The 19,068-nt window shown below is 40.5% G+C and carries 22 protein-coding genes and 1 other RNA gene; 5 read left to right on the forward strand and 18 right to left on the reverse strand.

All coding sequences use genetic code 11. The annotated features are described in order from the left end of the window. Positions 1 to 117 precede the first annotated feature (117 nt). Genes FXF70_RS05055 through FXF70_RS05070 form a run of 4 tightly spaced genes read right to left on the reverse strand, consistent with a single transcriptional unit; the run spans position 118 to position 2,906 of the window. A complete protein-coding gene (locus FXF70_RS05055; protein WP_008346533.1) occupies positions 118 to 690 on the reverse strand; it encodes a TetR/AcrR family transcriptional regulator in 573 nt (190 codons plus the stop codon). Between the two features lie 3 nt (positions 691 to 693). Further along, positions 694 to 1,413, reverse strand: a complete 720-nt coding sequence (locus FXF70_RS05060; protein WP_148779943.1) for an MBL fold metallo-hydrolase — start codon at positions 1,411 to 1,413, stop codon at positions 694 to 696. Between the two features lie 38 nt (positions 1,414 to 1,451). Continuing rightward, positions 1,452 to 1,928, reverse strand: a complete 477-nt coding sequence (locus FXF70_RS05065) for a GyrI-like domain-containing protein (protein WP_148779944.1) — start codon at positions 1,926 to 1,928, stop codon at positions 1,452 to 1,454. Positions 1,929 to 1,982: 54 nt separating this feature from the next. Continuing rightward, positions 1,983 to 2,906, reverse strand: a complete 924-nt coding sequence (locus FXF70_RS05070) for a helix-turn-helix transcriptional regulator (RefSeq protein ID WP_148779945.1) — start codon at positions 2,904 to 2,906, stop codon at positions 1,983 to 1,985. A gap of 118 nt (positions 2,907 to 3,024) precedes the next feature. On the opposite strand from FXF70_RS05070, the gene FXF70_RS05075 reads away from it, so the two are divergent. Further along, complete coding sequence (locus tag FXF70_RS05075; protein ID WP_025207492.1) at positions 3,025 to 3,549, forward strand: CcdC protein domain-containing protein; 525 nt, start codon at positions 3,025 to 3,027, stop codon at positions 3,547 to 3,549. Positions 3,550 to 3,584: 35 nt separating this feature from the next. On the opposite strand, the gene czrA is transcribed toward FXF70_RS05075, so the two are convergent. Beyond that, positions 3,585 to 3,914 (reverse strand): Zn(II)-responsive metalloregulatory transcriptional repressor CzrA, encoded by a 330-nt coding sequence (czrA, locus tag FXF70_RS05080; protein ID WP_007500691.1) that lies wholly within the window; start codon positions 3,912 to 3,914, stop codon positions 3,585 to 3,587. A 187-nt stretch (positions 3,915 to 4,101) separates the two neighbouring features. Here czrA and FXF70_RS05085 point away from each other — a divergent pair, with 187 nt between their 5' ends. Both FXF70_RS05085 and FXF70_RS05090 read left to right on the forward strand, forming a co-directional pair. Further along, complete coding sequence (locus FXF70_RS05085) at positions 4,102 to 5,427, forward strand: APC family permease (RefSeq protein ID WP_148779946.1); 1,326 nt, start codon at positions 4,102 to 4,104, stop codon at positions 5,425 to 5,427. Between the two features lie 97 nt (positions 5,428 to 5,524). Continuing rightward, positions 5,525 to 6,187, forward strand: a complete 663-nt coding sequence (locus FXF70_RS05090) for a lysozyme family protein (protein WP_017359484.1) — start codon at positions 5,525 to 5,527, stop codon at positions 6,185 to 6,187. A gap of 87 nt (positions 6,188 to 6,274) precedes the next feature. On the opposite strand, the gene prpB is transcribed toward FXF70_RS05090, so the two are convergent. From prpB to FXF70_RS05110, 4 genes are all read right to left on the reverse strand, one after another. After that, a complete protein-coding gene (gene prpB, locus FXF70_RS05095; RefSeq protein ID WP_148779947.1) occupies positions 6,275 to 7,192 on the reverse strand; it encodes a methylisocitrate lyase in 918 nt (305 codons plus the stop codon). A 12-nt stretch (positions 7,193 to 7,204) separates the two neighbouring features. Further along, on the reverse strand, positions 7,205 to 8,641 hold the full coding sequence (locus tag FXF70_RS05100) for a bifunctional 2-methylcitrate dehydratase/aconitate hydratase (RefSeq protein WP_148779948.1): 1,437 nt from the start codon (positions 8,639 to 8,641) through the stop codon (positions 7,205 to 7,207). A gap of 2 nt (positions 8,642 to 8,643) precedes the next feature. After that, the gene (mmgD, locus tag FXF70_RS05105; protein ID WP_025207495.1) at positions 8,644 to 9,786 is read right to left on the reverse strand and encodes a citrate synthase; all 1,143 of its coding nucleotides are present in this window, start codon (positions 9,784 to 9,786) and stop codon (positions 8,644 to 8,646) included. Between the two features lie 167 nt (positions 9,787 to 9,953). Then, positions 9,954 to 10,493 carry a DUF420 domain-containing protein gene (locus FXF70_RS05110; RefSeq protein WP_008346516.1) on the reverse strand — a complete coding sequence of 180 codons (540 nt, stop codon included), beginning with the start codon at positions 10,491 to 10,493 and terminating at the stop codon, positions 9,954 to 9,956. Between the two features lie 204 nt (positions 10,494 to 10,697). Here FXF70_RS05110 and FXF70_RS05115 point away from each other — a divergent pair, with 204 nt between their 5' ends. Continuing rightward, complete coding sequence (locus tag FXF70_RS05115; RefSeq protein WP_008346514.1) at positions 10,698 to 11,204, forward strand: GNAT family protein; 507 nt, start codon at positions 10,698 to 10,700, stop codon at positions 11,202 to 11,204. Between the two features lie 152 nt (positions 11,205 to 11,356). Here FXF70_RS05115 and FXF70_RS05120 read toward each other — a convergent pair whose 3' ends face one another. The 8 genes from FXF70_RS05120 to FXF70_RS05155 form a co-directional block, all read right to left on the reverse strand. Then, positions 11,357 to 12,148, reverse strand: coding sequence for a LysM peptidoglycan-binding and 3D domain-containing protein (locus FXF70_RS05120; protein ID WP_007500712.1), 792 nt, complete (start codon positions 12,146 to 12,148; stop codon positions 11,357 to 11,359). Between the two features lie 256 nt (positions 12,149 to 12,404). Next, positions 12,405 to 14,186 (reverse strand): DNA helicase RecQ, encoded by a 1,782-nt coding sequence (gene recQ, locus FXF70_RS05125; protein WP_148779949.1) that lies wholly within the window; start codon positions 14,184 to 14,186, stop codon positions 12,405 to 12,407. A gap of 135 nt (positions 14,187 to 14,321) precedes the next feature. After that, positions 14,322 to 14,507, reverse strand: a non-coding RNA gene (gene ssrS, locus FXF70_RS05130) — 6S RNA. A 133-nt stretch (positions 14,508 to 14,640) separates the two neighbouring features. Beyond that, positions 14,641 to 15,141, reverse strand: coding sequence for a TraR/DksA family transcriptional regulator (locus tag FXF70_RS05135; protein ID WP_017367441.1), 501 nt, complete (start codon positions 15,139 to 15,141; stop codon positions 14,641 to 14,643). A 91-nt stretch (positions 15,142 to 15,232) separates the two neighbouring features. Next, complete coding sequence (locus FXF70_RS05140; protein ID WP_110487746.1) at positions 15,233 to 15,880, reverse strand: SDR family oxidoreductase; 648 nt, start codon at positions 15,878 to 15,880, stop codon at positions 15,233 to 15,235. A 177-nt stretch (positions 15,881 to 16,057) separates the two neighbouring features. Next, positions 16,058 to 16,399 carry a PH domain-containing protein gene (locus FXF70_RS05145; RefSeq protein WP_008346505.1) on the reverse strand — a complete coding sequence of 114 codons (342 nt, stop codon included), beginning with the start codon at positions 16,397 to 16,399 and terminating at the stop codon, positions 16,058 to 16,060. A 277-nt stretch (positions 16,400 to 16,676) separates the two neighbouring features. Next, a complete protein-coding gene (locus FXF70_RS05150; RefSeq protein ID WP_017359491.1) occupies positions 16,677 to 16,814 on the reverse strand; it encodes a YozQ family protein in 138 nt (45 codons plus the stop codon). Positions 16,815 to 16,863: 49 nt separating this feature from the next. Further along, complete coding sequence (locus FXF70_RS05155; protein ID WP_008346502.1) at positions 16,864 to 17,076, reverse strand: DUF6501 family protein; 213 nt, start codon at positions 17,074 to 17,076, stop codon at positions 16,864 to 16,866. A 209-nt stretch (positions 17,077 to 17,285) separates the two neighbouring features. On the opposite strand from FXF70_RS05155, the gene FXF70_RS05160 reads away from it, so the two are divergent. Then, the gene (locus tag FXF70_RS05160) at positions 17,286 to 18,770 is read left to right on the forward strand and encodes an aldehyde dehydrogenase family protein (protein WP_017359492.1); all 1,485 of its coding nucleotides are present in this window, start codon (positions 17,286 to 17,288) and stop codon (positions 18,768 to 18,770) included. Here the strand turns inward: FXF70_RS05160 and FXF70_RS19015 are convergent. Further along, positions 18,767 to 19,018: a hypothetical protein gene (locus FXF70_RS19015; protein WP_187424759.1), complete on the reverse strand. Its 252-nt coding sequence runs from the start codon at positions 19,016 to 19,018 to the stop codon at positions 18,767 to 18,769. The two genes, FXF70_RS05160 and FXF70_RS19015, sit on opposite strands and share 4 nt — an antisense overlap. Positions 19,019 to 19,068: the final 50 nt, after the last annotated feature.

Consider the following 19,068-nt stretch of genomic DNA (forward strand, 5'->3'; position numbering starts at 1 on the left):
AATAAGCATACCATGTTTCACAAAACTGTCAAATCTTTATTGGTTTTTTGCCCAAAAAATGTTTTGATTTGTTTACATCTCCTTCATCATATCGGTTCGATACATAAAAAAGACCTGTCAATGAGACAGATCTTCTTGCTCTTTGATGCCTGCAATATAAAGACGGACCGCATAGCTCACACTATCTTCAAGCTGTTCTTTCCGTTGAAATCCCTTTTTATTTGAAATATCTCCAAAACCGTGCAGTAAGCTTCTGAGCCCTCTGACGACATGCGTCATGTCCTCTTCTTTTACACCAAAACGAGACATGATGGATTGGACAAAATCAGCAAGATTCTCTGCAGCCACACTGACTTCTTTTTCATTCATATGTGAAAAAGCAGCCTCATAAAGACCGGGATGCTGACGAACAAATTGAACATATTGTCTTGCAAATGCTAAAACAGCGTCTTCTTTTTCCAGCCCCGCTGTTACTTGTTTGCCGGCCTCACAAAGCATTGTCAGCCCCTTGACAGCAAGAGCTGCCTGTATTTCATGAAGGCCGGATATATGGTTGTAAAGAGATGGTGGTCTGATGTTAAGCCGTTTGGACAATGTAGCAATGGTCAAAGCGGAAAAGCCCTCTTCATCGACAAATTCGATGGCAGATTCAACAATTTTTTCTTGTGTGATACCCATTCTTGGAGACATGGCTTACTGTCCCCCCTTTTGTAGCTGCTGCTTCCTTTTTTCGATAGCGGCTCTGAGCTTTGCCTCAGGCTCTATGATGAGATCACCATGCCCTGCTGCGAGACAAGACAAGGGAAGTGCCAGTAATTTTTCAGCGCTTTTTAGTGCTGTTTCTGCATCCCAAGTGGCAAAAGCCGGGAATGGGAAGGTGAAGCGAAACTCACCCGTTACAAATAAACCGCCTTTTGTCACAACTGCATCACCCGCAATGACAACCCCTGACTTTTCATCGTATAAAGAGATGCTTCCTGGTGTATGTCCTGGTGTGGCAATGACTTTCAGGGACCCAATCTCGTCCCCTTCTTCAACAAGCACGTCTGGTTTTGTGTGAATGTCTTTTGAAAAACTGCCTTTGACTTTTTTCTCTGGCTCACCAGGAAGTAAAGAGAAATCGCCAGCAAACAGGCGAGCATCTCGTTTCGATAAATAAACAACTGCCTCTGGAAAAGCCTTTTTCACTTCATCTAGTGCGCCAATATGATCCATATGACTATGAGTCAGAATAATTTTTTTAATGGGTTTGTTTAATTGATGTGCAAATTCAATGATCGAGCTTGCTGCCATTTTCAAAGCTACATCAATTAAGATGAGTTCATTCTCTTCCTCAAATACATAACAATTTACCGGAAAAATACGCGGCATTAATGTAAGCTGGTGCAAACGGTCAAATGTTGTCAATCTCATCTTGTTTCCCCCCTAAAACTAATGTCGTTAGTTTTATATTAACTAATATCATTAGTTTTAGCAACTATTTTTTCATCGACAGCAATATAAATATCAATTTGCGCTTCTTTTGGATCAATCGATCGTTCGTCGTACCATTCAAAATCGCCAGTATATGTTCGCAAGTGACGCTGATCCCAGCTCCAAATCTGCTGCCATGTTTCAAACACAACCTCTTCAATCGGGCCCTTTCTCGTTTGAAATCTTGCGTAGGTGGAGCCTGGAATCTCTTTTGCATCTTGTGCTAGCTGCTGGTCAACCAATTGCCCCGCTGTGAACAAATAAGCGCCATTTTCATCCTTTTCATAATCTGAATACAGCCCTATGACTGGCGCATGGCCCCCGTCGAGCTGCTGCGTGAAAAATTGCTGCCAAAGCGGTGCAATCTTCCGCTCGTTTGTTTGCTCCATTTCATTTGTTGTTCGAACAGATAATCCCTTGATCCATTGTTTCTGTAAAATCACGATATCGTACATACATTCTCATCTCCTTTTTTTCCATCATATAAAAAGAAACCTGACAACATTGTGTCAAGTTCCTTTTGGTTTTTGAAATTGTTTCAACTTGAGATCAAATGCTTCCCGAACGGATAGCGGAGAGACAATGTCGACATCTGGCCCTAAATAAAAAAGAAAGCTATATAACCAATCATCCTGAGGCAACGTGATTGTGGCAAGATACGTACCATTCGCACATACGGTGAATTCATTTTCATCTATCCATTCCTTCATTTTACCAACAGAATCTTCAGTCAACCTGAGCGTTAGTGTACTGACGGAAGGTTCTTCGTGCCAAGAATCATTCCAAGGCTTTTCTTCATTTTTTATTCGTTTAGGTAGAAAGGATACTGTATGCGTGATAAGGTCTGACATTCTTTTGAGTTTAAACAGGCGAAATGCTTTTTTCACGCAGCAATACGCATACAAATACCAGTGTCTTCCTTTTAAGACAAGTGTATAAGGCTCTACTTTTCTAGGAAGTGTTTCGCCTTTTGCATTGCGATAGGTGAACTGGATATATTGATGCGCTGAGGCAGCGGTATGAATGAGCTGGAGCTTCTTTTCTAAGTAGCTGTCTTTCCCCCAAGAGCTTAAATCAATAAATACATGTTGCTGTTTTTCATTTTGAGGCGGAATCAGGGATTTCATTTTCTTTAGTACATGTTCACTTTCTTTAAAGGTGTATGCACTCGTAATGCTTTCAAGAGCTGTTAAAATCAGTTCAATATCATCATCGGTGAATAATTTTTTCTCTAGACGATAGTCGTCAACGAGTGAAATTCCACCCCCTGCGCCTTGTTTTGTGACAACTGGAATCCCCGCTTGATTAATCGTATCAATGTCACGGTATATGGTTCTTACGCTCACTTCATGTAGTTCAGCGAGGTCTTTCGCCTGTACTTGCCGTTTGCTAATCAGTATCATCACAATGGACAAAATGCGATCGATTTTCATGACTTTTCCTCTTTTTCATAAATATAGGTTTTGATTTGATAAAAAAAGAAAGAATGGTAATGATAAGTAACAGCCAGCATTCGTTTACATCCCTGCCTGTGCAGGAGGAGGTTGCATCATGACACATCACGTATGGCAGTTGTTCATGATCGGGATCGTCATGCTCGTCTGGATCATCATTCGAATGAATCGAATGAGACGCTATCAGCTTGTGCGCCCGGTAAATCTTTTCATGAGAATGTATGTATTTAGTCTGACTGCCCTTATTCTCTTATCAGAAGGATGGCAAAATCACAGTATTTTTATCTATGCCGTCATTGGCATGATCTTCGGGAGCAGTCTCGCCATCCACGCCTATCAGACGATTCAGATGAAATTAGAAAATGGCCGGCTGTATATGAAAACAAGTAAATGGATTGAAAGCTTTATTTTATGTTTGTTTTTATCTAGGCTTGCATTTAAATCGGTCAATCTGACAACACATGCGATCACCAAAATGGATATCGTTGAATTGTATCAGCATATTGTCAGCGATGATGCGCTGACAATACTCAGCTTTTTCCTTCTAGCGGCTTACTATATTGTGTTTTCTTATCAAATGATGAAAGCAAATAAACGATCAACCCAAGTACATCATGCATAAAAAACCTTCCTATATAAAAGTAGGAAGGTTTTTTCTCAATCATGCTGTGCATGGTGTATCATTTGTTCAAGCACTTCCATCACATGCTGATCTTCAGGACTGTAAAAAATCGAGGTCCCTGCTCGTCTAGATTTCACGAGACGAAGATTTTTTAAAAAGCGCAGCTGATGAGATACGGTTGATTGCATAAGGTTTAGTGTTTCTGCTATATCATTTACTGAATGTTCACCTTGAGACAGCAAATGTAGAATACGAATACGCGTCGGATCAGATAAGGCTTTAAATGTTTGGGAGACAAGAAATAGACTTTCTTCGTCCAGCTCCATCCGTTCCTGTTCTTGATTTGTATTCAGTTCTTCCTTCATTTCGCTTCACCTTTCTTGTCAGTCAACTCACGACTTATTCTATGTATCATCATATACCAAAACGTGTAGCATGCAAAGCTTCCACACCTTTTGAAAAAAGATTTATTCAAATAGCATTGACACGTGGTAGCATTCTTTTTAAAATGAGCATTATTTATTCATTTTTTTAGAGGAGCTGATAGGCAAATTGACTGAAGAGCCAAGACTAAAACGCAGCCTGACTGTTTTTCCACTTGTTGTGATCGGGCTTGCTTATATGGACCCACTTGTCGTATTTGATTCATACGGCATTGTTGCTCAGCTGACGAAAGGACACGTTGCTGCAGCTTATATCTTTACTTTACTGGCATTACTATTGACAGCGCTTAGCTATGGGAATATGGTGAAGGCTTTTCCAAAAGCAGGATCTGCATATACATACGCGCAAAAAAGTATTCATCCTCACGTTGGCTTTCTTGTAGGCTGGACACTATTGCTAGACTATTTATTTTTGCCTATGGTGAATTTTGCAATCGGAAGTGCATATTTAACCGCAGCCTTTCCTGATGTACCTCATTACATTTGGATCATCATACTTGCTATCGCCATAACGACTGTCAATGTAATCGGTATACGTCTTACAGCCAACATTACAGCGCTATTTGTGACCTTTCAGGTGATTGTCGCTGTTACATTTGTTGGGTTTATTATTTATGGGCTCACGCAGCATGCAGGCACGGGAGAGATACTGTCAACCCGTCCGTTTTATTCAGCGAGCTTAGATCCCGCCCTTATTTTTTCCGGCGCAACGATTTTATGTTTTTCTTTTCTAGGATTTGATGCGATTTCGACCATGTCTGAGGAAACAATTAAACCAAAAAGAACGATTCCTCTCGCTATATTTTTAACGGTCGCTATTGGAGGTGTGCTGTTTACCCTCACCTCTTATTTTTTACAGCAGGTGTTTCCAAATTTTCAACAGTTCAAGCATCCAGATGCGGCATCACTTGAAATTGCGGAATTTGTGGGCGGCGCGTTTCTCCACTCATTCTTTTTAGCCGGCACCATGGTCGCTGTCATCTCTTCCTCCCTATCATCACATGCAAGTGCCGCAAGACTCTTGTATGCGATGGGAAGAGATCAATCATTACCAAAGCGTTTCTTCGGTTATATTCACCCAACATTGAGAACGCCTGTATTTAATATTTTATTAATTGGTGTTTTCTCGTTAACCGCAGTTATTGGTGAGCTTGAGGTCATTTACTCGTTTATCAGCTTCGGGGCATTAATTGGATTTACGTTTGTTAACTTGTCTGTTTTCGCCTACTATTTCATCAAACAAAAACAAAGAGGTGTATTAAACACACTGAGGTATGCCATCATCCCTCTTTGCGGAACGGCTTTTTGTATTTGGCTCTTAACAAGCATCAGTACAAATGCATTAATCATCGGCATGGTGTGGCTCATGATCGGTTTTGTTTATTTCTGCTATAGACTGAAAACAAGAACAGAATTTACGTTTGGCTATGATTGAATATAAGGTTTTCACTTGGTATCCTGTGCAGGATATGGCATAATATAAAGGCTGTACTTCCCTTTTAAAAGCGGGGCAAAACAGGGGTGAACTGACCTTGAAAAAGAAAAAAACAGGATGTTTTGCCATTTCAGGCTGTTTCACGATTTTTCTGTTTGTTTGCGTATTAGCGGCCATTGTCATTTCCTTTAATCAAAAGGAGTTAAAAAAGCTGCCGATTGATACGGAATCAATTGTTTTGTCGAGATTGGATGATTACAAACCGCTTGTAGAAACAGAGTTAAGAGATCAAGATTTAGATCAATATACCGCGTTAATTCTCGGTATGATGTATCAAGAATCAAAAGGCAGAGGCGGAGATCCAATGCAGTCCTCTGAATCTCTTGGTTTGAAACGAAATGAAATCAATGACCCTCAGAAAAGCATTAAACAAGGAGTCCATCATTTTTCGACTATGTACAAGCATGGGAAGAAAAAAGGCGTTGATTTGGAAACCATTATTCAAAGCTATAACATGGGAATCGGCTATATTGATTTTGTTGCAAAAAACGGGGGAAAACATTCCGAAAAATTGGCAAAGCAATACTCCAAAAAGCAAGTGAAGCGAAACCCTGAAGTCTATACATGCGGGGGCGACAAAGATAACTTTCGCTATCCGTATTGCTACGGTGATTTCACTTATGCTGAAAAAGTAAAAGAAAAAACGAAAACAGTTGAAGAAAAGATGAAATTGGCTTCATCATCCACACCATCATCGTAAAAAAAGCACTTCCTAAACGGAAGTGCTTCAAATTGTTGACAAAGGGCTAAAATGAATTTTATTTTAGCCCTTTGTCTTCTTTTCATCTTATGAATGCTCTTTCCCGATTTCCGGCAGGATCGTTTTGGCTAAATGCTGATCCATTTCTTCATATTCATCATAATGAATCGTTTCATATAGCTCTTTTCTCGTTTGCATGTCCTCCAGCATTCCCTGCTGCGTCCCCTTTTCTTTAATCTCTGTAAATAAACGCTCATACGCTTTTGCAGCAACTCTCAGGGATGTCACTGGATAAATCACCATTTGAAAGCCAAACATAGAAAATTCGTCTGCATGATAATAAGGTGTTTTTCCAAACTCCGTCATGTTTGCAAGAAGCGGCCCTTTTATATTGTTTGAAGCATACGTGAAATCTTCTGCTGTGATCAGCGCCTCAGGAAAAATGGCATCTGCTCCTGCTTCTAGATAGAGATTCGCCCGGTGAATGACATCCTCCATCCCGTTTACTGACTTCGCATCCGTTCTTGCGATGACGAGAAGTGTAGGTGCCGCTTGTTTGATCGCTTTGATTTTCGCCATCATGTCTTCTACAGAAACGAGTGATTTTCCGTTTAAATGTCCGCATTTCTTCGGCATTTGCTGATCTTCAATTTGAACAGCTGCTACCTTGCTCTCCACCATTTCTTTTGCTGCCCTGGCTGCATTTAATACACCGCCATAGCCAGTATCCATATCAACTAAAAGAGGCAGCTGAGAAGCTCGAATGATTTCCTTTGCCTTTTCCGCCATTTCAGTGGAATGAATCATACCAAGGTCAGGAAGCCCTTTGCTTGCGCAAAAAGCGGCACCCGATAAATAAAGCCCTTGAAATCCCATTTTCCTCGCATAGAGCGCAGACATTCCATCGTGAACGCCTGGAATTTGAAATAAAGCGGATTTGTACATTTGCTCTTTAAAAGCTGCGGCTAAGTCAACTTGATTTACTTCATCATTCACGATCCACACACTAGCTCCCCCTTATATGACAAATAAGTCCATAAATGCTGGTACTGTCGTTGTTTTTAATTGATTTGGATTTTGGCAAAGTGAAACAATTTGATCGACTTGTTTTTGTGGAAATCTCGTTTTCAAATGATATACCCATTTCTTTTCAAGCAGCGGGATCCCTTCCTGCCTTCTTCTGCGATGACCAAGCGGATATTCAATTTCGATTCGATCTGTCATCGTTCCGTCTTTAAAGAAGATTTGAACACAGTTTGCAATTGATCTCTTTTTCGGATCTAAATAGTCTTCTGTATACCGTTTATCTTCTTTGACGATCATTTGATCACGCAAACGGTCAATGAGCGGATTCTGCGCCGTCTCTTCTTCATAATGATCAGCGGTCAGCTCACCATAGATTAACCCAATGGCCGTAATATACTGCAAGCAATGGTCACGGTCTGCCGGGTTGTAAAGCGGTCCTTTTTTATCAATAATTCGAATGGCTGATTCATGTGTCGTAATCTCAATCCTGTCAATCTCATCTAAACGGTCTTTTACCGCGTCATGTAGAATGACAGCGGCCTCAGCGGCAGTTTGCGCATGAAATTCTGCTGGATAAGCAATTTTAAAGAGTACATTTTCGATCACATATGACCCAAGCGGCTGGGCAAGTGTGAGTGGTTTTCCTTTCATTAACACATCTTCAAACCCCCACTTTTCTGCACTGAGGGGCGTTTGATAGCCCATTTCTCCTTTCAATGTCATCATCGCTAGTCTCACTGCACGGCTTGTTGCATCCCCTGCTGCCCATGATTTCCTCGATCCTGTGTTTGGGGCGTGGCGGTACGTTCTAAGCGGTGAATTGTCCACAAATGCTTGTGATAATACATGCTGTACATCTTCTTTCGTTCCGCCAAGCATTGCACAAACGACTGCACTTGATGCCACCTTGACAAAAAGAACATGATCCAAGCCATTTCGATTCAAACAATTTTCTAAAGCAAGCACACCTTGTATTTCATGTGCCTTTACAATCGCATGCAGTACGTCATTCATCGAAAGCGGTTCTTCTCCGTTTGCAAGCCTCGTTCTGCTGATATAATCGCTTACAGCCAATATCCCGCCCAGGTTATCTGATGGATGGCCCCACTCCTGTGCAAGCCACGTGTCATTATAATCTAACCAGCGAATCATACAGCCAATATCAAAAGCCGCTTGAACAGGATCTAATACAAATGAAGTGCCGGGCACTCTTGCTCCGTTAGGGACAACAGTTCCATGTACGATGGGTCCAAGATGCTTCGTGCATTCTGGAAAGTTGAGCGCCAGCATTCCGCAGCCGAGTGTATCCATAAGTACATACCGAGCTGTTTCAATGGCCTCTTTGCTCGTAATTTCTCCATCCACGGCATAGGCTGCGATATCTGCTAATAGTTGATCTGTTTGATTGGCTACTGCTGTTTTATTCATCTTCATTCCCCCGTTTTTCCATCATCATTTGAGACTTTTAATCCTCTTGGTCCTAAATATCTTACTCTCGGTCTAAAAATCCGATTGTGTGAATGCTGCTCGATGACATGCGCTGCTAATCCGCTTGCTCTCGCAGCAAAGAAAATCGGTGTATAAAGTGAAATAGGAATGCCGAGCACGTAATAAATAGGTGCTGCGTAATAATCAAGGTTTGGATAGAGGTTTTTCTTTTCTTTCATGTATGCCTCGCCTGCGACGCACATGTCATAAAGCGTCGTGTCTCCTTTTGATTCGGTAAGCGTTTTCAATGATCGTTTTAAAAGAGCCGCTCTTGGGTCCATTTTTCTCATGTATACCCGGTGTCCAAAGCCCATCATTTTTTCTTTTGCGGCTAATTTACGTTCAATGAGCGCAAGGAAACCTTCTGTTGTTTTGCCTTCGAGCAGCATGTGCATGACTGCTTCGTTTGCGCCTCCGTGTAAGTCACCTTTTAATGAAGAAATCGCTCCAGTAAAAGCACCATACATGTCAGAATGAGTAGATGCAATGACTCTTGCTGCAAATGTGGAATTCGGCAGCTCATGCTCACTATAAAGCGTGAGCGTTTGGTCAAATGCTTTGATTTCGTCTTGTGCCGGAGTGCGGCCTGTTAACATCGCTAGAAAGTTTTCAGTGTAGGATTTGGTCTGGTCTGGAGTAGGTGTGGTGTCTTGTGTGAGAATATGATAGCTTCCCGCAACAATCGCTGGCAGCTGGCCAAGTAATCGAACGGCACGCGCTTGTTGGCATGCTTCTGATCGATCATTCAGTTGTTCATCGTACCCTGCAAGAGCAGATAAACACGTTCTCATGGCATCCATTGGGTGAGTGGTTTTTGGCAGTTTTGTCAAAATGGTTTGAATGGTTGGATGTAAGCTTGTTTGTGAGGAAATATCTTGCTGAAATTGGTGATATTCCATTGCATCTGGTAATCTTCCATAAATGAGCAGATAGGCTGTTTCTAAGTACGTCTTGTTTTGTGCCAGCTCGATGAGGTCATAACCGCGAATCACAATTTCTTCTTGCTGGACATCTAGGAACGAAATTGACGTTTCGCTTGCCACAATGTCTTCAAGCCCCGGTTTGTACTGCAATTGTTCAGTCATCATATAACCCCCGTTTCGTTCAATTGTGTTCTCCAAACGAGCAAACGGCCAGACATGATGTGATTCTATAGGTGGGAAGATACCGTGCAAGTCGGATACCCAATTCCCATTTTATCCAAAGCACTTCATCTTGTAAATAAAAGAACGTATGTCCAGATGGACATACGTTAGCTGTAGTATGGAGAAATCATAATATATACGATGACACCTGTTAGACTGACATAGAGCCAAAGAGGCATGGTCCATCTGGCAATTTTACGATGACGTTCGACTTGCATTTGTGCGCCTCTAAAGAGGGTGATCAGTGCAAGCGGTACAATGACGGCAGATAAGACGATATGTGTGATGAGAATAAAGAAGTAAATCGGACGAATGATTCCTTCTCCCCCGAAGTGTGTATCAGCTGCCATTGAATGATACGTCACATACGAAATTAAAAAGACAAGTGTTGTTGAAAAAGCCGCAAAGATAAATCGTCTATGGGCTTTAATGTTCTTTTGTTTAATCATAATGAGCGCTGAAAGTAAAAAGATAAACGTAAAACTGTTCATCACGGCATTCAGTAACGGCAGAAATGTAATATCCAGATGACTAAATTTATCTGTTTTTGGCATGAAAAATAATAAAGCAATTAAGCCGTTTATGGCAATTGTTAAAAAGACAACAATGCCGGTGAAATTTTTCGGTTTTTGATTCTGTTCGTTCATGTTTGAAAACCTCTCTTTATTAGTTCCGACTAAGAGTATGTTATTTAACTTTGTCTCTAAAGTCAATGAATTCGCTGTCTTCGTCGAATTTTAGACAAACTTGCCGATTGCCTGCCTTCTAGCGGCTTGAAAGATCCACTCACTTCCTTTAGAATGGGAATTTGTGTGGTTTTTATCAACTCTTCTACGAAAGGAGCAATAGACTTGTCAATCTTACAGGAAACAACAAAAGATGTGAAGACATTAGAGCAAGAATTACAGCAGTTGCAGTTCCAAATGTATCGAATGCAAGAAAATATAAAAGATATTTCAAAAAAAGCAAAGATTATTGGCATTGATCAAGCGAAGGAAGATGAATGGATGATCGTCTCTGCAATTGAGAATGCAGATACGTGCAAAATCATGTTAAGCGATTGTGAAAAAGCTTTTCGCGGACAATCTGATTTTTCCTTGATCGCGGAATATCCTGAAGAAGGAAAGATTCACATTGCCGATATTAAAGGCCCGCCTGATAATGGCTATGGATCCATCTGTATGAAGCATTTAAAAGAAATCGCAAGAGAGCAAAACATTCCAGTCATTACTGGGGATCTCGTCAAAAGAGATTGGAACCATGTGGACCGCCTGATTCATTTTTATGAAAAACACCATTTTGATGTCCAAATTAATTGGAAAGAGCAAAGCGGAGAAATTTATTGGGTGGACAGCTAACGACACAAAAACCAGCGTTGAGATGGACTTATACGCTGGTTTTTGTCGAAAATGCGAATTTTTCAGAAAAATATGTGTATTTCCGGCCAAAAAAAGGTATAATAAAAGCATCAGGCCGCCACCTGATGCTTTCTTCCAAAAACAATAGACTACTAGTTAAGTACTTTCACTTTGACTGATTTTACGCCCCAATTTTTAGCTTGGGATTTGCTTGGTACGTGTACATCAATTTTGTTACCTTTAATTGCGCCGCCAGTATCTGCTGCGATGGCTTCACCGTAGCCTTCAACATAAACCTTACTTCCTAATGGAATGACATTAGGATCTACTGCGATTACTTTTGCATTTGGGTTTTTGTTTAAGTTTACCCCTGTTGCAGTGATACCTGAGATGCCACCATCATTTGCTGTATAAGCCGTAGCCGTTACAGTCATTTCTTTTTGAACACTTTGACTAGCAGAAGATGATTCTGCTTTAGCTGTTTCCTTTTTAGGAGCAGCTTTTTTCGTTGTTTGCTCTTTTTGGACAGGTGCCTGTTTTTGAACAGGTTCTGAGCTTACCGGAGCTGAGCTTTGACCAGCAACACTTAATGTTGAACCAATCATAATTATATCTGAGTTTAAGTTATTCCAAGACTTAATATCGCTAATTGACACATTGAATTTTTGAGCGATTTTCCAGAGGCTGTCCCCCTTCTGGACTTTGTACTGCTCCTGAGTTTTCTCTTTTGAAGAGATTGTCAATTTATCTCCTACATAGATCATGTCTGTAGATAAATTGTTCCAACCCTTTAGGTCCTTTAGAGACACATCATTTTTTTGAGAGATTCCCCAAAGTGTATCACCTTTCTGTACAGTGATTTCCTTTGCAGAAGCTTGCTGTGCTCCTAATGCTGTTGTTGAGATTGCTGCAACAGCAACCAAGGACATAATAGTCTTCTTCATAAAGTAAATCCTCCCTTGTTAGCTTTTTATGGCGGCTAACGAGTGCTATCGTAACATATGTAAATGTCATTTCAATAACAAAACGATATGTTTTAGATTACAGTTCCTTTACATGAAACATCTCTCTCCATTGGTAAATCAGCCCACTAAATGGCTCAATTCCGCATCATATCAAGGTTTTGTAGGGATGGAAATCATCATGATGAAAACGCGTCCAAGTGAAACGAAAAAAATTTATTTTCCTTCTTCAAACTCTTTATTTTTTCTCTTTTTCTATAAATAAACGAATTTCTTCTAAAAAAACATCTCCATATTTCTCTCTTTTTTGTGCACCGACACCTTTAATATTTAAAAGTTCTTCTTCTGTTTTAGGCTCTACTGCTGACATTTCCTTCAATGTTTGATCAGAAAAGACAACAAATGGCGGAACGCCCTGCTCTCTTGCCAACTTCATTCTGACCATTCTTAACTGCTCAAATAATGCATCATTTTCTTGAATAGCCTCTGCCTTTATCGCCTGCTTTTTATAGACGGTCTCCTGCCCCACTAGCACTTTCTTTCCTTTTTGTGTCACTTTTAGTGTTGGAAAAGTTCCTTCAGACATGCGTAAATACTCTTCTGTAATTAAAAATTCAATGAAATCACTGATATGTTGGGCTGAATGCTGTTTCATTAAAGCATAAGTAGGAAGCCGGTCGAAACCAAAATCAAGCACTTTTTTATTTTTAGAGCCGGCTAATACTTGAGCAATCATCATTTTTCCGAATCGTTCGTTCATTCTAACGGTACACGACAAAACCATTTGTGCTTCTCTCGTGACGTCTTCACGCTCTCTCTCGTCTAGACAGTTGCTGCATTTTTGACAAGGGGCACTTGATGATTGGTCAAAGTAATCCATCACAAATTGCTGAAGGCACTGTTCCGTATGACAGTAGTCTACCATTTGTCTCAACTTGAGCAATTCATGCTGATACCGCAATTCATCTTCTGTTGATTGTTCAATGAGAAAGCGCTGCACGCGTACGCCTTGCGGTGAAAACAGTAAAATGCATTCACTTTCAAGCCCGTCTCTCCCGGCACGTCCTGCTTCTTGGTAGTAACTTTCAATATCTCTTGGAATTTGATGATGAATGACAAAACGTACATTAGACTTATTAATCCCCATACCAAATGCAGATGTAGCTACCATTACTTGAATATCATCATTTAAAAAAAGATTTTGCTGTTCTTCTCTGACTTCATCATCTAATCCTCCGTGATAAACACCCGCTTTGATCTTTTGCTTTTTTAGACGATGATAAATTTGATCTGCTTCTTTTCGTGTGGCTGTATAAATAATGCCTGACTCAAGACTGTTTTTCTTCATATATTGTGTGATGAATTGGTCGCTGTTTTGCCCTTTCACCACTTGAAAAGACAAATTTTCTCTAGCAAAACCAGTAAAGATTGTTTCTTCTTCGTCCATGCCAAGTTGCTCACATATATCCTGTTGGACCTTCTTTGTAGCAGTGGCTGTTAATGCTACAATAACAGGCCTTTTTGAAAGCTTGTTTACACATTCTTGTATAAAGCGATAGCTCGGTCTAAAGTCATGTCCCCACTCAGATATACAGTGCGCTTCATCAATAGCCATTAAAGGAATCGTCAATCGATCAAGCAGCTGAAAAAAACGTTCATTTTGTAAGCGTTCAGGGGTGATATAAAGCAAATCATACTCCCCCTGTTCACATTTTTTCAGCCTTGTATTCATTTCACCTGCTGAAAGTGTACTATTTAAAAAGGACGATCGTATTCCCATCTCATTTAACGCATCAACCTGATCTTTCATTAAAGAAATAAGCGGAGATACAACGATTGTCGTTCCTTCCATCATAAGGGCAGGAATCTGGTAGCAAACCGATTTCCCTCCGCCTGTCGGCATAATGCAGACCGTATCCTTCTGTTTATTCACAATCGATTCAATGGCTTGTTTTTGTCCTTGTCTAAAAGCATCAAAGCCATAATATTGTTTAAGAAGTGCTTCTGCTTGTTGTAACATCCAATTCCCTCTCCGTCGTTTGTTTTGTCTATTTTAACATACATTTGTACATCCACATTCGGTCTGTTCAAAATCGTATTTTGGACAAAATAAAAAGCCATTTTCCAAAAATGGAAAATGGCTTGAATCATCCTAGGAAAAGCTGCGGATGCCGTAATCTAAGTAAGAAAGTTTTAAACCACCACTCCTCAAAGTGGGTGTTTGCAGAAACGTTCCTGTCTTCCTCTCGAAGGAGGCGTGACATTCCGGCTTCAATATAAAACTCCCTATTACAGCTTAAAGGTTAAAACTTAATTAACATTACGCGCATCGCAGCCTTTAAACTATACTACACGAAAGTTTATTAAATTTCAAGATATGTTTTTTCTAAAAAAATACTCATGTATACAAGATTTTTGTCCATGTAGACGTGGGAAAACATTATGGTGAGAAAACATAAATTCCTCTCATCATGTTATTTTTCCTCATCTACATCAACATCTTGCTCTTCTTCTAGCCTTTCATACGTATCTGAATGTAATTGATCCATTGTTTCTCTATTTGTTAAATCACGCATTTGCTCAGAGAACGAACGGTCAAATTCATTTGGATCTTGATTGGTTTCTTCATTTTTCTTTGCATCAATTGAATAACGAGTATAGGGTACTGCTTTCAAACGTTCATATGGAATGTCTTTTCCTGTTTTTTCACAAATTCCATATGTTCCGTCTTCCATCCGCTTAAGCGCCGCATCAATTTCACCTTCGAGCTGATCGTCGACTTGATCCAGCGTCTGTTCGGTCATGCGATCTAAATAGATGCTTCCGTGATCTGCGATATGGTTTCCAACACCATTTGAAATCTCATTCGATTCGGCCAGCATGGATTCTTCTTTCTTTTTTGATCCTTTCACATCTTCTTTTAATTGAATAAGTCTTTCATATAAATCAGCTTTTTGCTCTTTCGTTAAGCTCACGGTCATTCACTCCTTTCTTTTTACCTTCCCGCTCCATGCGAAATGAAAACATCAAAAAAGCCGCCGCCTCTTTGGCAGCAGCTTTCTTCATTTAAAGATTGCGAAGTGCTTCTTCTACTGGTGTATCACCTTTGATTAAGTCAAAGGCTTTATTTTTCACATTGGATTCCGTTAAGCTTTCCACTAAGACAGTGGCTACATCTTCTCTGGAAATCTCAATGTCACGATCGTCTGGAATATGAGCCGCTGCTTCTATTTTCCCTGTCTTCTCCTCATGCAGCAGTGCTCCTGGCCGCACAATGGTGTAAGAAAGACCAGACTGTTTTAAATGTTCATCGGCTTTTCTTTTCGCTTCATAATAAATTTCCATACTGCCTTGTCCTTTTCCTTGATGAGGATCGTCGGCATTATAAGAACTCAGCATCACAAAATGCTGAATATTTTCTTTTTTGGCTGTATCAACGAGGCGTTTTGCCCCCTCTTGATCAACAGCGATGGTTTTATCTGCACCTGTTTTTGAGCCTGAACCAGCTGCAAAGATGACAGCTTCTGCTTGCTTCACAGCATCTGTCACATCCTTTTCAAGATCACCGATGACAGGCTCTGCCCCAAGTTCTTTTAGCGCATCTGCTTGTTTTTCATCTCGAATGAGAGCAAGTGGCTCATGTCCTTTTTCTTTTAAATATCGAATGACAAGTCTCCCTGTATGTCCGTTTGCTCCAGCAACCAATACTTTCATTGTTCATTCTCCTTTCTGTATCTGTTTCATCTTTATCCTTTTTTGATGTGATTCAAACACATGAATAGAAAAAAGCCTTTCCCACTGTAATGGGAAAAGCTTAAGGGATATGCGATAGATAAAAATAAGAACAAAGAATGAGAAAAGTGCATGTGATCTATGTAATCGCATCGTTGATCAGCAAAGATGTTTTGTTAAAATGGCCTGCACGTCACTCAAATCTGTATCTTTAGAAAAATCGAGTTCAAATACTTTTGAGCTTGTAACAAGCAGCATACCAGTGTCCTGATCAAACACGCCAGCTTCTTGAATGGCAAAACTTTCTATTGATCGATACGGCAAGGAGACCCTGACTTTCTTTTTAGAAAATACGCGGTTATCGCCAAAGATTAGTCGTTTATTAGTGAAACAAATTTGGTCGTGACGCAGTCTGTAAACAGCCTCAATTCTTTCTCCTTCAATTAATAAGGATTCGAATTTTTTATGATCATTTTGTTTACTGACAGAAAAAATACCCACGTAAACCCCCTCTTCCTGCATCAAATTCCTTTATGACAAAACGGCCACACGGCTCTGTGGGTACGTTTTATTCTCACTTATAGAATACGCTATAAATCGTCGTTATTCCATTACGAATAGATTAAATTTCATTTAACTTTTTCTTTTTGATCCGATGCTCTTTCCTCTACTTATTTAGACTGTTAAAGCAGGAAAAAAGTTTCATTTTTTTTCAAGAAATCATTCGTTATGGAACCATAAAAAAACAGTGATTATGTAAAATCACTGTTTTAAATGACTATTCATCTTTCGGGGTATCAATCGTTCCTTCGGCATACACATCAGAAATTTGCTCAAGTGTAATCGCCATATCAGCATCTTCATTGTCATGCCAAGCATTTTGATGTTTCTGCTCTTCTTGCTGCTGCTTTTTCATCATCATCACCCTTTACTGTTTTTCTTAGTATGAGTGATGACCCTCAAAATCATTCAGCAGAATTGTCTTCGAAATACTCTTTGTAGTACCCGCCTACTTTACCCGTATTATCAACGACAAAGAGAAATTCCTCTGTTTCATTTTTCACATCATATGTGTGTCCAACCGTTAATGCTCGGTCAACCATATATTTTTTCGCATTTGTATGTACACATTTTACTTGTTTTATCGTTTCAGCCGTTTGCCAGTTTTGATGGATCATGATTTAAAAACTCCTTTTTTCATCTATACATTTATTGTAGCCAATTTTTCGTGAAATGCAATGAGTGTTATCGATTGCTTTCAAAGATGTCGTGTAATATGATAAATGTATACGTTTACATGTGTGTGCGTATACAAATGGCTTCATGTCCACTTTTTCCACCTAGAACTCGCAGAACAACCGATATCTTTAAGGAGGTTTGTTTATTTATGAGCTCTACAACACTTCAAATCAGTTCAAAACTCGAATCTTTTCTCCAAGGGACGAAAAAACTCTACATTAACGGTCAGTTTGTCACAAGTCATGATAACAAAACATTCTCTACACCTAACCCTGCCACAGGAGAAACCCTTATTGATGTATATGAAGCAGGTGCAGCCGACATTGATGAGGCAGTAAAAGCTGCTAAAAAGGCGTTCCATGGACCTTGGCGTTCTATGTCTGCAGCCGAACGTGCCCGCTTGATGTTTAAGCTGGCAGATTTAATGGAAGAACACCAAGAAGAACTGGCTCAGCTGGAAACACTTGATAATGGAAAACCAATTAATGAAACAACCAATGCGGATATCCCTCTTGCCATTGAGCACATGCGCTATTATGCAGGGTGGACCACAAAAATGACTGGACAAACCCTTCCTGTCAGCCAGGGATATTTTAATTATACCCGCCATGAGCCTGTTGGCGTTGTGGGACAAATCATTCCTTGGAACTTCCCGCTCCTCATGGCCATGTGGAAAATGGGTGCTGCACTAGCAACAGGCTGCACCATCGTTTTAAAACCAGCCGAACAAACACCGCTATCTGCTTTATATTTAGCTGAATTAGTGGATAAAGCCGGATTCCCAGAAGGCGTGATTAACATCGTTCCTGGATTTGGTGAAACAGCCGGTGAAGCATTAACCGATCACCCTGATGTCAATAAGCTGGCTTTCACTGGATCAACAAGTGTTGGGAAATTGATCATGGAGAAAGCAGCCAAATCCATCAAGCGTGTTACTTTAGAGCTTGGCGGAAAATCGCCGAATATTATTTTACCAGATGCCGATTTAAAGAAAGCCATTCCAGGTGCATTAAACGGCGTGATGTTTAACCAAGGTCAAGTGTGCTGTGCAGGATCAAGGGTCTTTGTGCACCGGAGCCAATATGATGAAGTCGTCGATCAAATGGCTAAATATGCGACATCCTTAAAACAAGGAGCTGGTCTTCATCATGATACCCAGATTGGGCCTCTAGTGAGTAAAGAGCAGCATGAACGTGTGTTAGGTTATATCGAAAAAGGGAAGTCAGAAGGTGCAACAGCCGTAGTCGGTGGTGACTGCCCTTATGAAGCAGGCTATTTCGTCTCCCCTACTGTCTTTAGAGATGTAGAAGATGAAATGACAATCGCAAAAGAAGAGATTTTCGGCCCAGTTCTATCTGCGATTCCTTACGATTCCATTGATGAAGTGGTCGAACGGGCCAATCAATCTGACTATGGGTTAGCGGCAGGACTGTGGACAGAAAACTTAAAGCATGCTCACGATATCGCTGCACGCCTAGAAGCAGGAACCATTTGGGTCAACTGCTATAATGTCTTTGATGCCGCCTCCCCGTTTGGCGGATATAAACAGTCAGGCCTTGGCAGAGAAATGGGATCATATGCCCTTAACAACTATACAGAAGTCAAAAGCGTGTGGATTAATCTGCAAGACTAATCATTTAAGAAAGCCGCTGACGATGTCATCGGCTCAGATTGTTGACAAAGGGCTAAAATGAACTTGATTTTAGCCCTTTGTCTTCTTTTCAGCGTGATAGAAAACCTTTGCAGTCTAGGAAGGACGAGTACCGGCGCAGAGCGAATTTGACATTCGTGAGCACCGGCACGCAGAACTGACAAAGAATGCGAGGGTTTGTCTACACGCTGAGCCGGTGACGATGTCATCGGCTTTTTTTGTGCTGGCATGTGACAGGCCGACTCCTGAATATAGTGATAAAGGAAAGGAGCATGGCCGA

Origin of the sequence: Bacillus sp. Y3, from assembly GCF_008123875.1 — a bacterium.
Classification (GTDB): Bacteria; Bacillota; Bacilli; order Bacillales; family Bacillaceae; genus Bacillus; species Bacillus altitudinis.

Excerpts from the sequence above, each read along its gene's own strand:
- mmgD (WP_025207495.1), bottom strand. The coding sequence starts at position 9,786 with ATGACTGAACAATTGCAGTACAAACCGGGGCTTGAAGACATTGTGGCA.
- FXF70_RS05160 (WP_017359492.1), top strand. The coding sequence starts at position 17,286 with ATGAGCTCTACAACACTTCAAATCAGTTCAAAACTCGAATCTTTTCTC.
- FXF70_RS05065 (WP_148779944.1), bottom strand. The coding sequence starts at position 1,928 with ATGTACGATATCGTGATTTTACAGAAACAATGGATCAAGGGATTATCT.
- FXF70_RS05075 (WP_025207492.1), top strand. The coding sequence starts at position 3,025 with ATGACACATCACGTATGGCAGTTGTTCATGATCGGGATCGTCATGCTC.
- recQ (WP_148779949.1), bottom strand. The coding sequence starts at position 14,186 with ATGTTACAACAAGCAGAAGCACTTCTTAAACAATATTATGGCTTTGAT.
- FXF70_RS05060 (WP_148779943.1), bottom strand. The coding sequence starts at position 1,413 with ATGAGATTGACAACATTTGACCGTTTGCACCAGCTTACATTAATGCCG.
- FXF70_RS05110 (WP_008346516.1), bottom strand. The coding sequence starts at position 10,493 with ATGAACGAACAGAATCAAAAACCGAAAAATTTCACCGGCATTGTTGTC.
- FXF70_RS05155 (WP_008346502.1), bottom strand. The coding sequence starts at position 17,076 with ATGATCCATCAAAACTGGCAAACGGCTGAAACGATAAAACAAGTAAAA.
- FXF70_RS19015 (WP_187424759.1), bottom strand. The coding sequence starts at position 19,018 with ATGCCAGCACAAAAAAAGCCGATGACATCGTCACCGGCTCAGCGTGTA.
- FXF70_RS05070 (WP_148779945.1), bottom strand. The coding sequence starts at position 2,906 with ATGAAAATCGATCGCATTTTGTCCATTGTGATGATACTGATTAGCAAA.
- czrA (WP_007500691.1), bottom strand. The coding sequence starts at position 3,914 with ATGAAGGAAGAACTGAATACAAATCAAGAACAGGAACGGATGGAGCTG.
- FXF70_RS05055 (WP_008346533.1), bottom strand. The coding sequence starts at position 690 with ATGTCTCCAAGAATGGGTATCACACAAGAAAAAATTGTTGAATCTGCC.
- FXF70_RS05140 (WP_110487746.1), bottom strand. The coding sequence starts at position 15,880 with ATGAAAGTATTGGTTGCTGGAGCAAACGGACATACAGGGAGACTTGTC.
- FXF70_RS05100 (WP_148779948.1), bottom strand. The coding sequence starts at position 8,641 with ATGAATAAAACAGCAGTAGCCAATCAAACAGATCAACTATTAGCAGAT.
- FXF70_RS05150 (WP_017359491.1), bottom strand. The coding sequence starts at position 16,814 with ATGAAAAAGCAGCAGCAAGAAGAGCAGAAACATCAAAATGCTTGGCAT.
- FXF70_RS05120 (WP_007500712.1), bottom strand. The coding sequence starts at position 12,148 with ATGAAGAAGACTATTATGTCCTTGGTTGCTGTTGCAGCAATCTCAACA.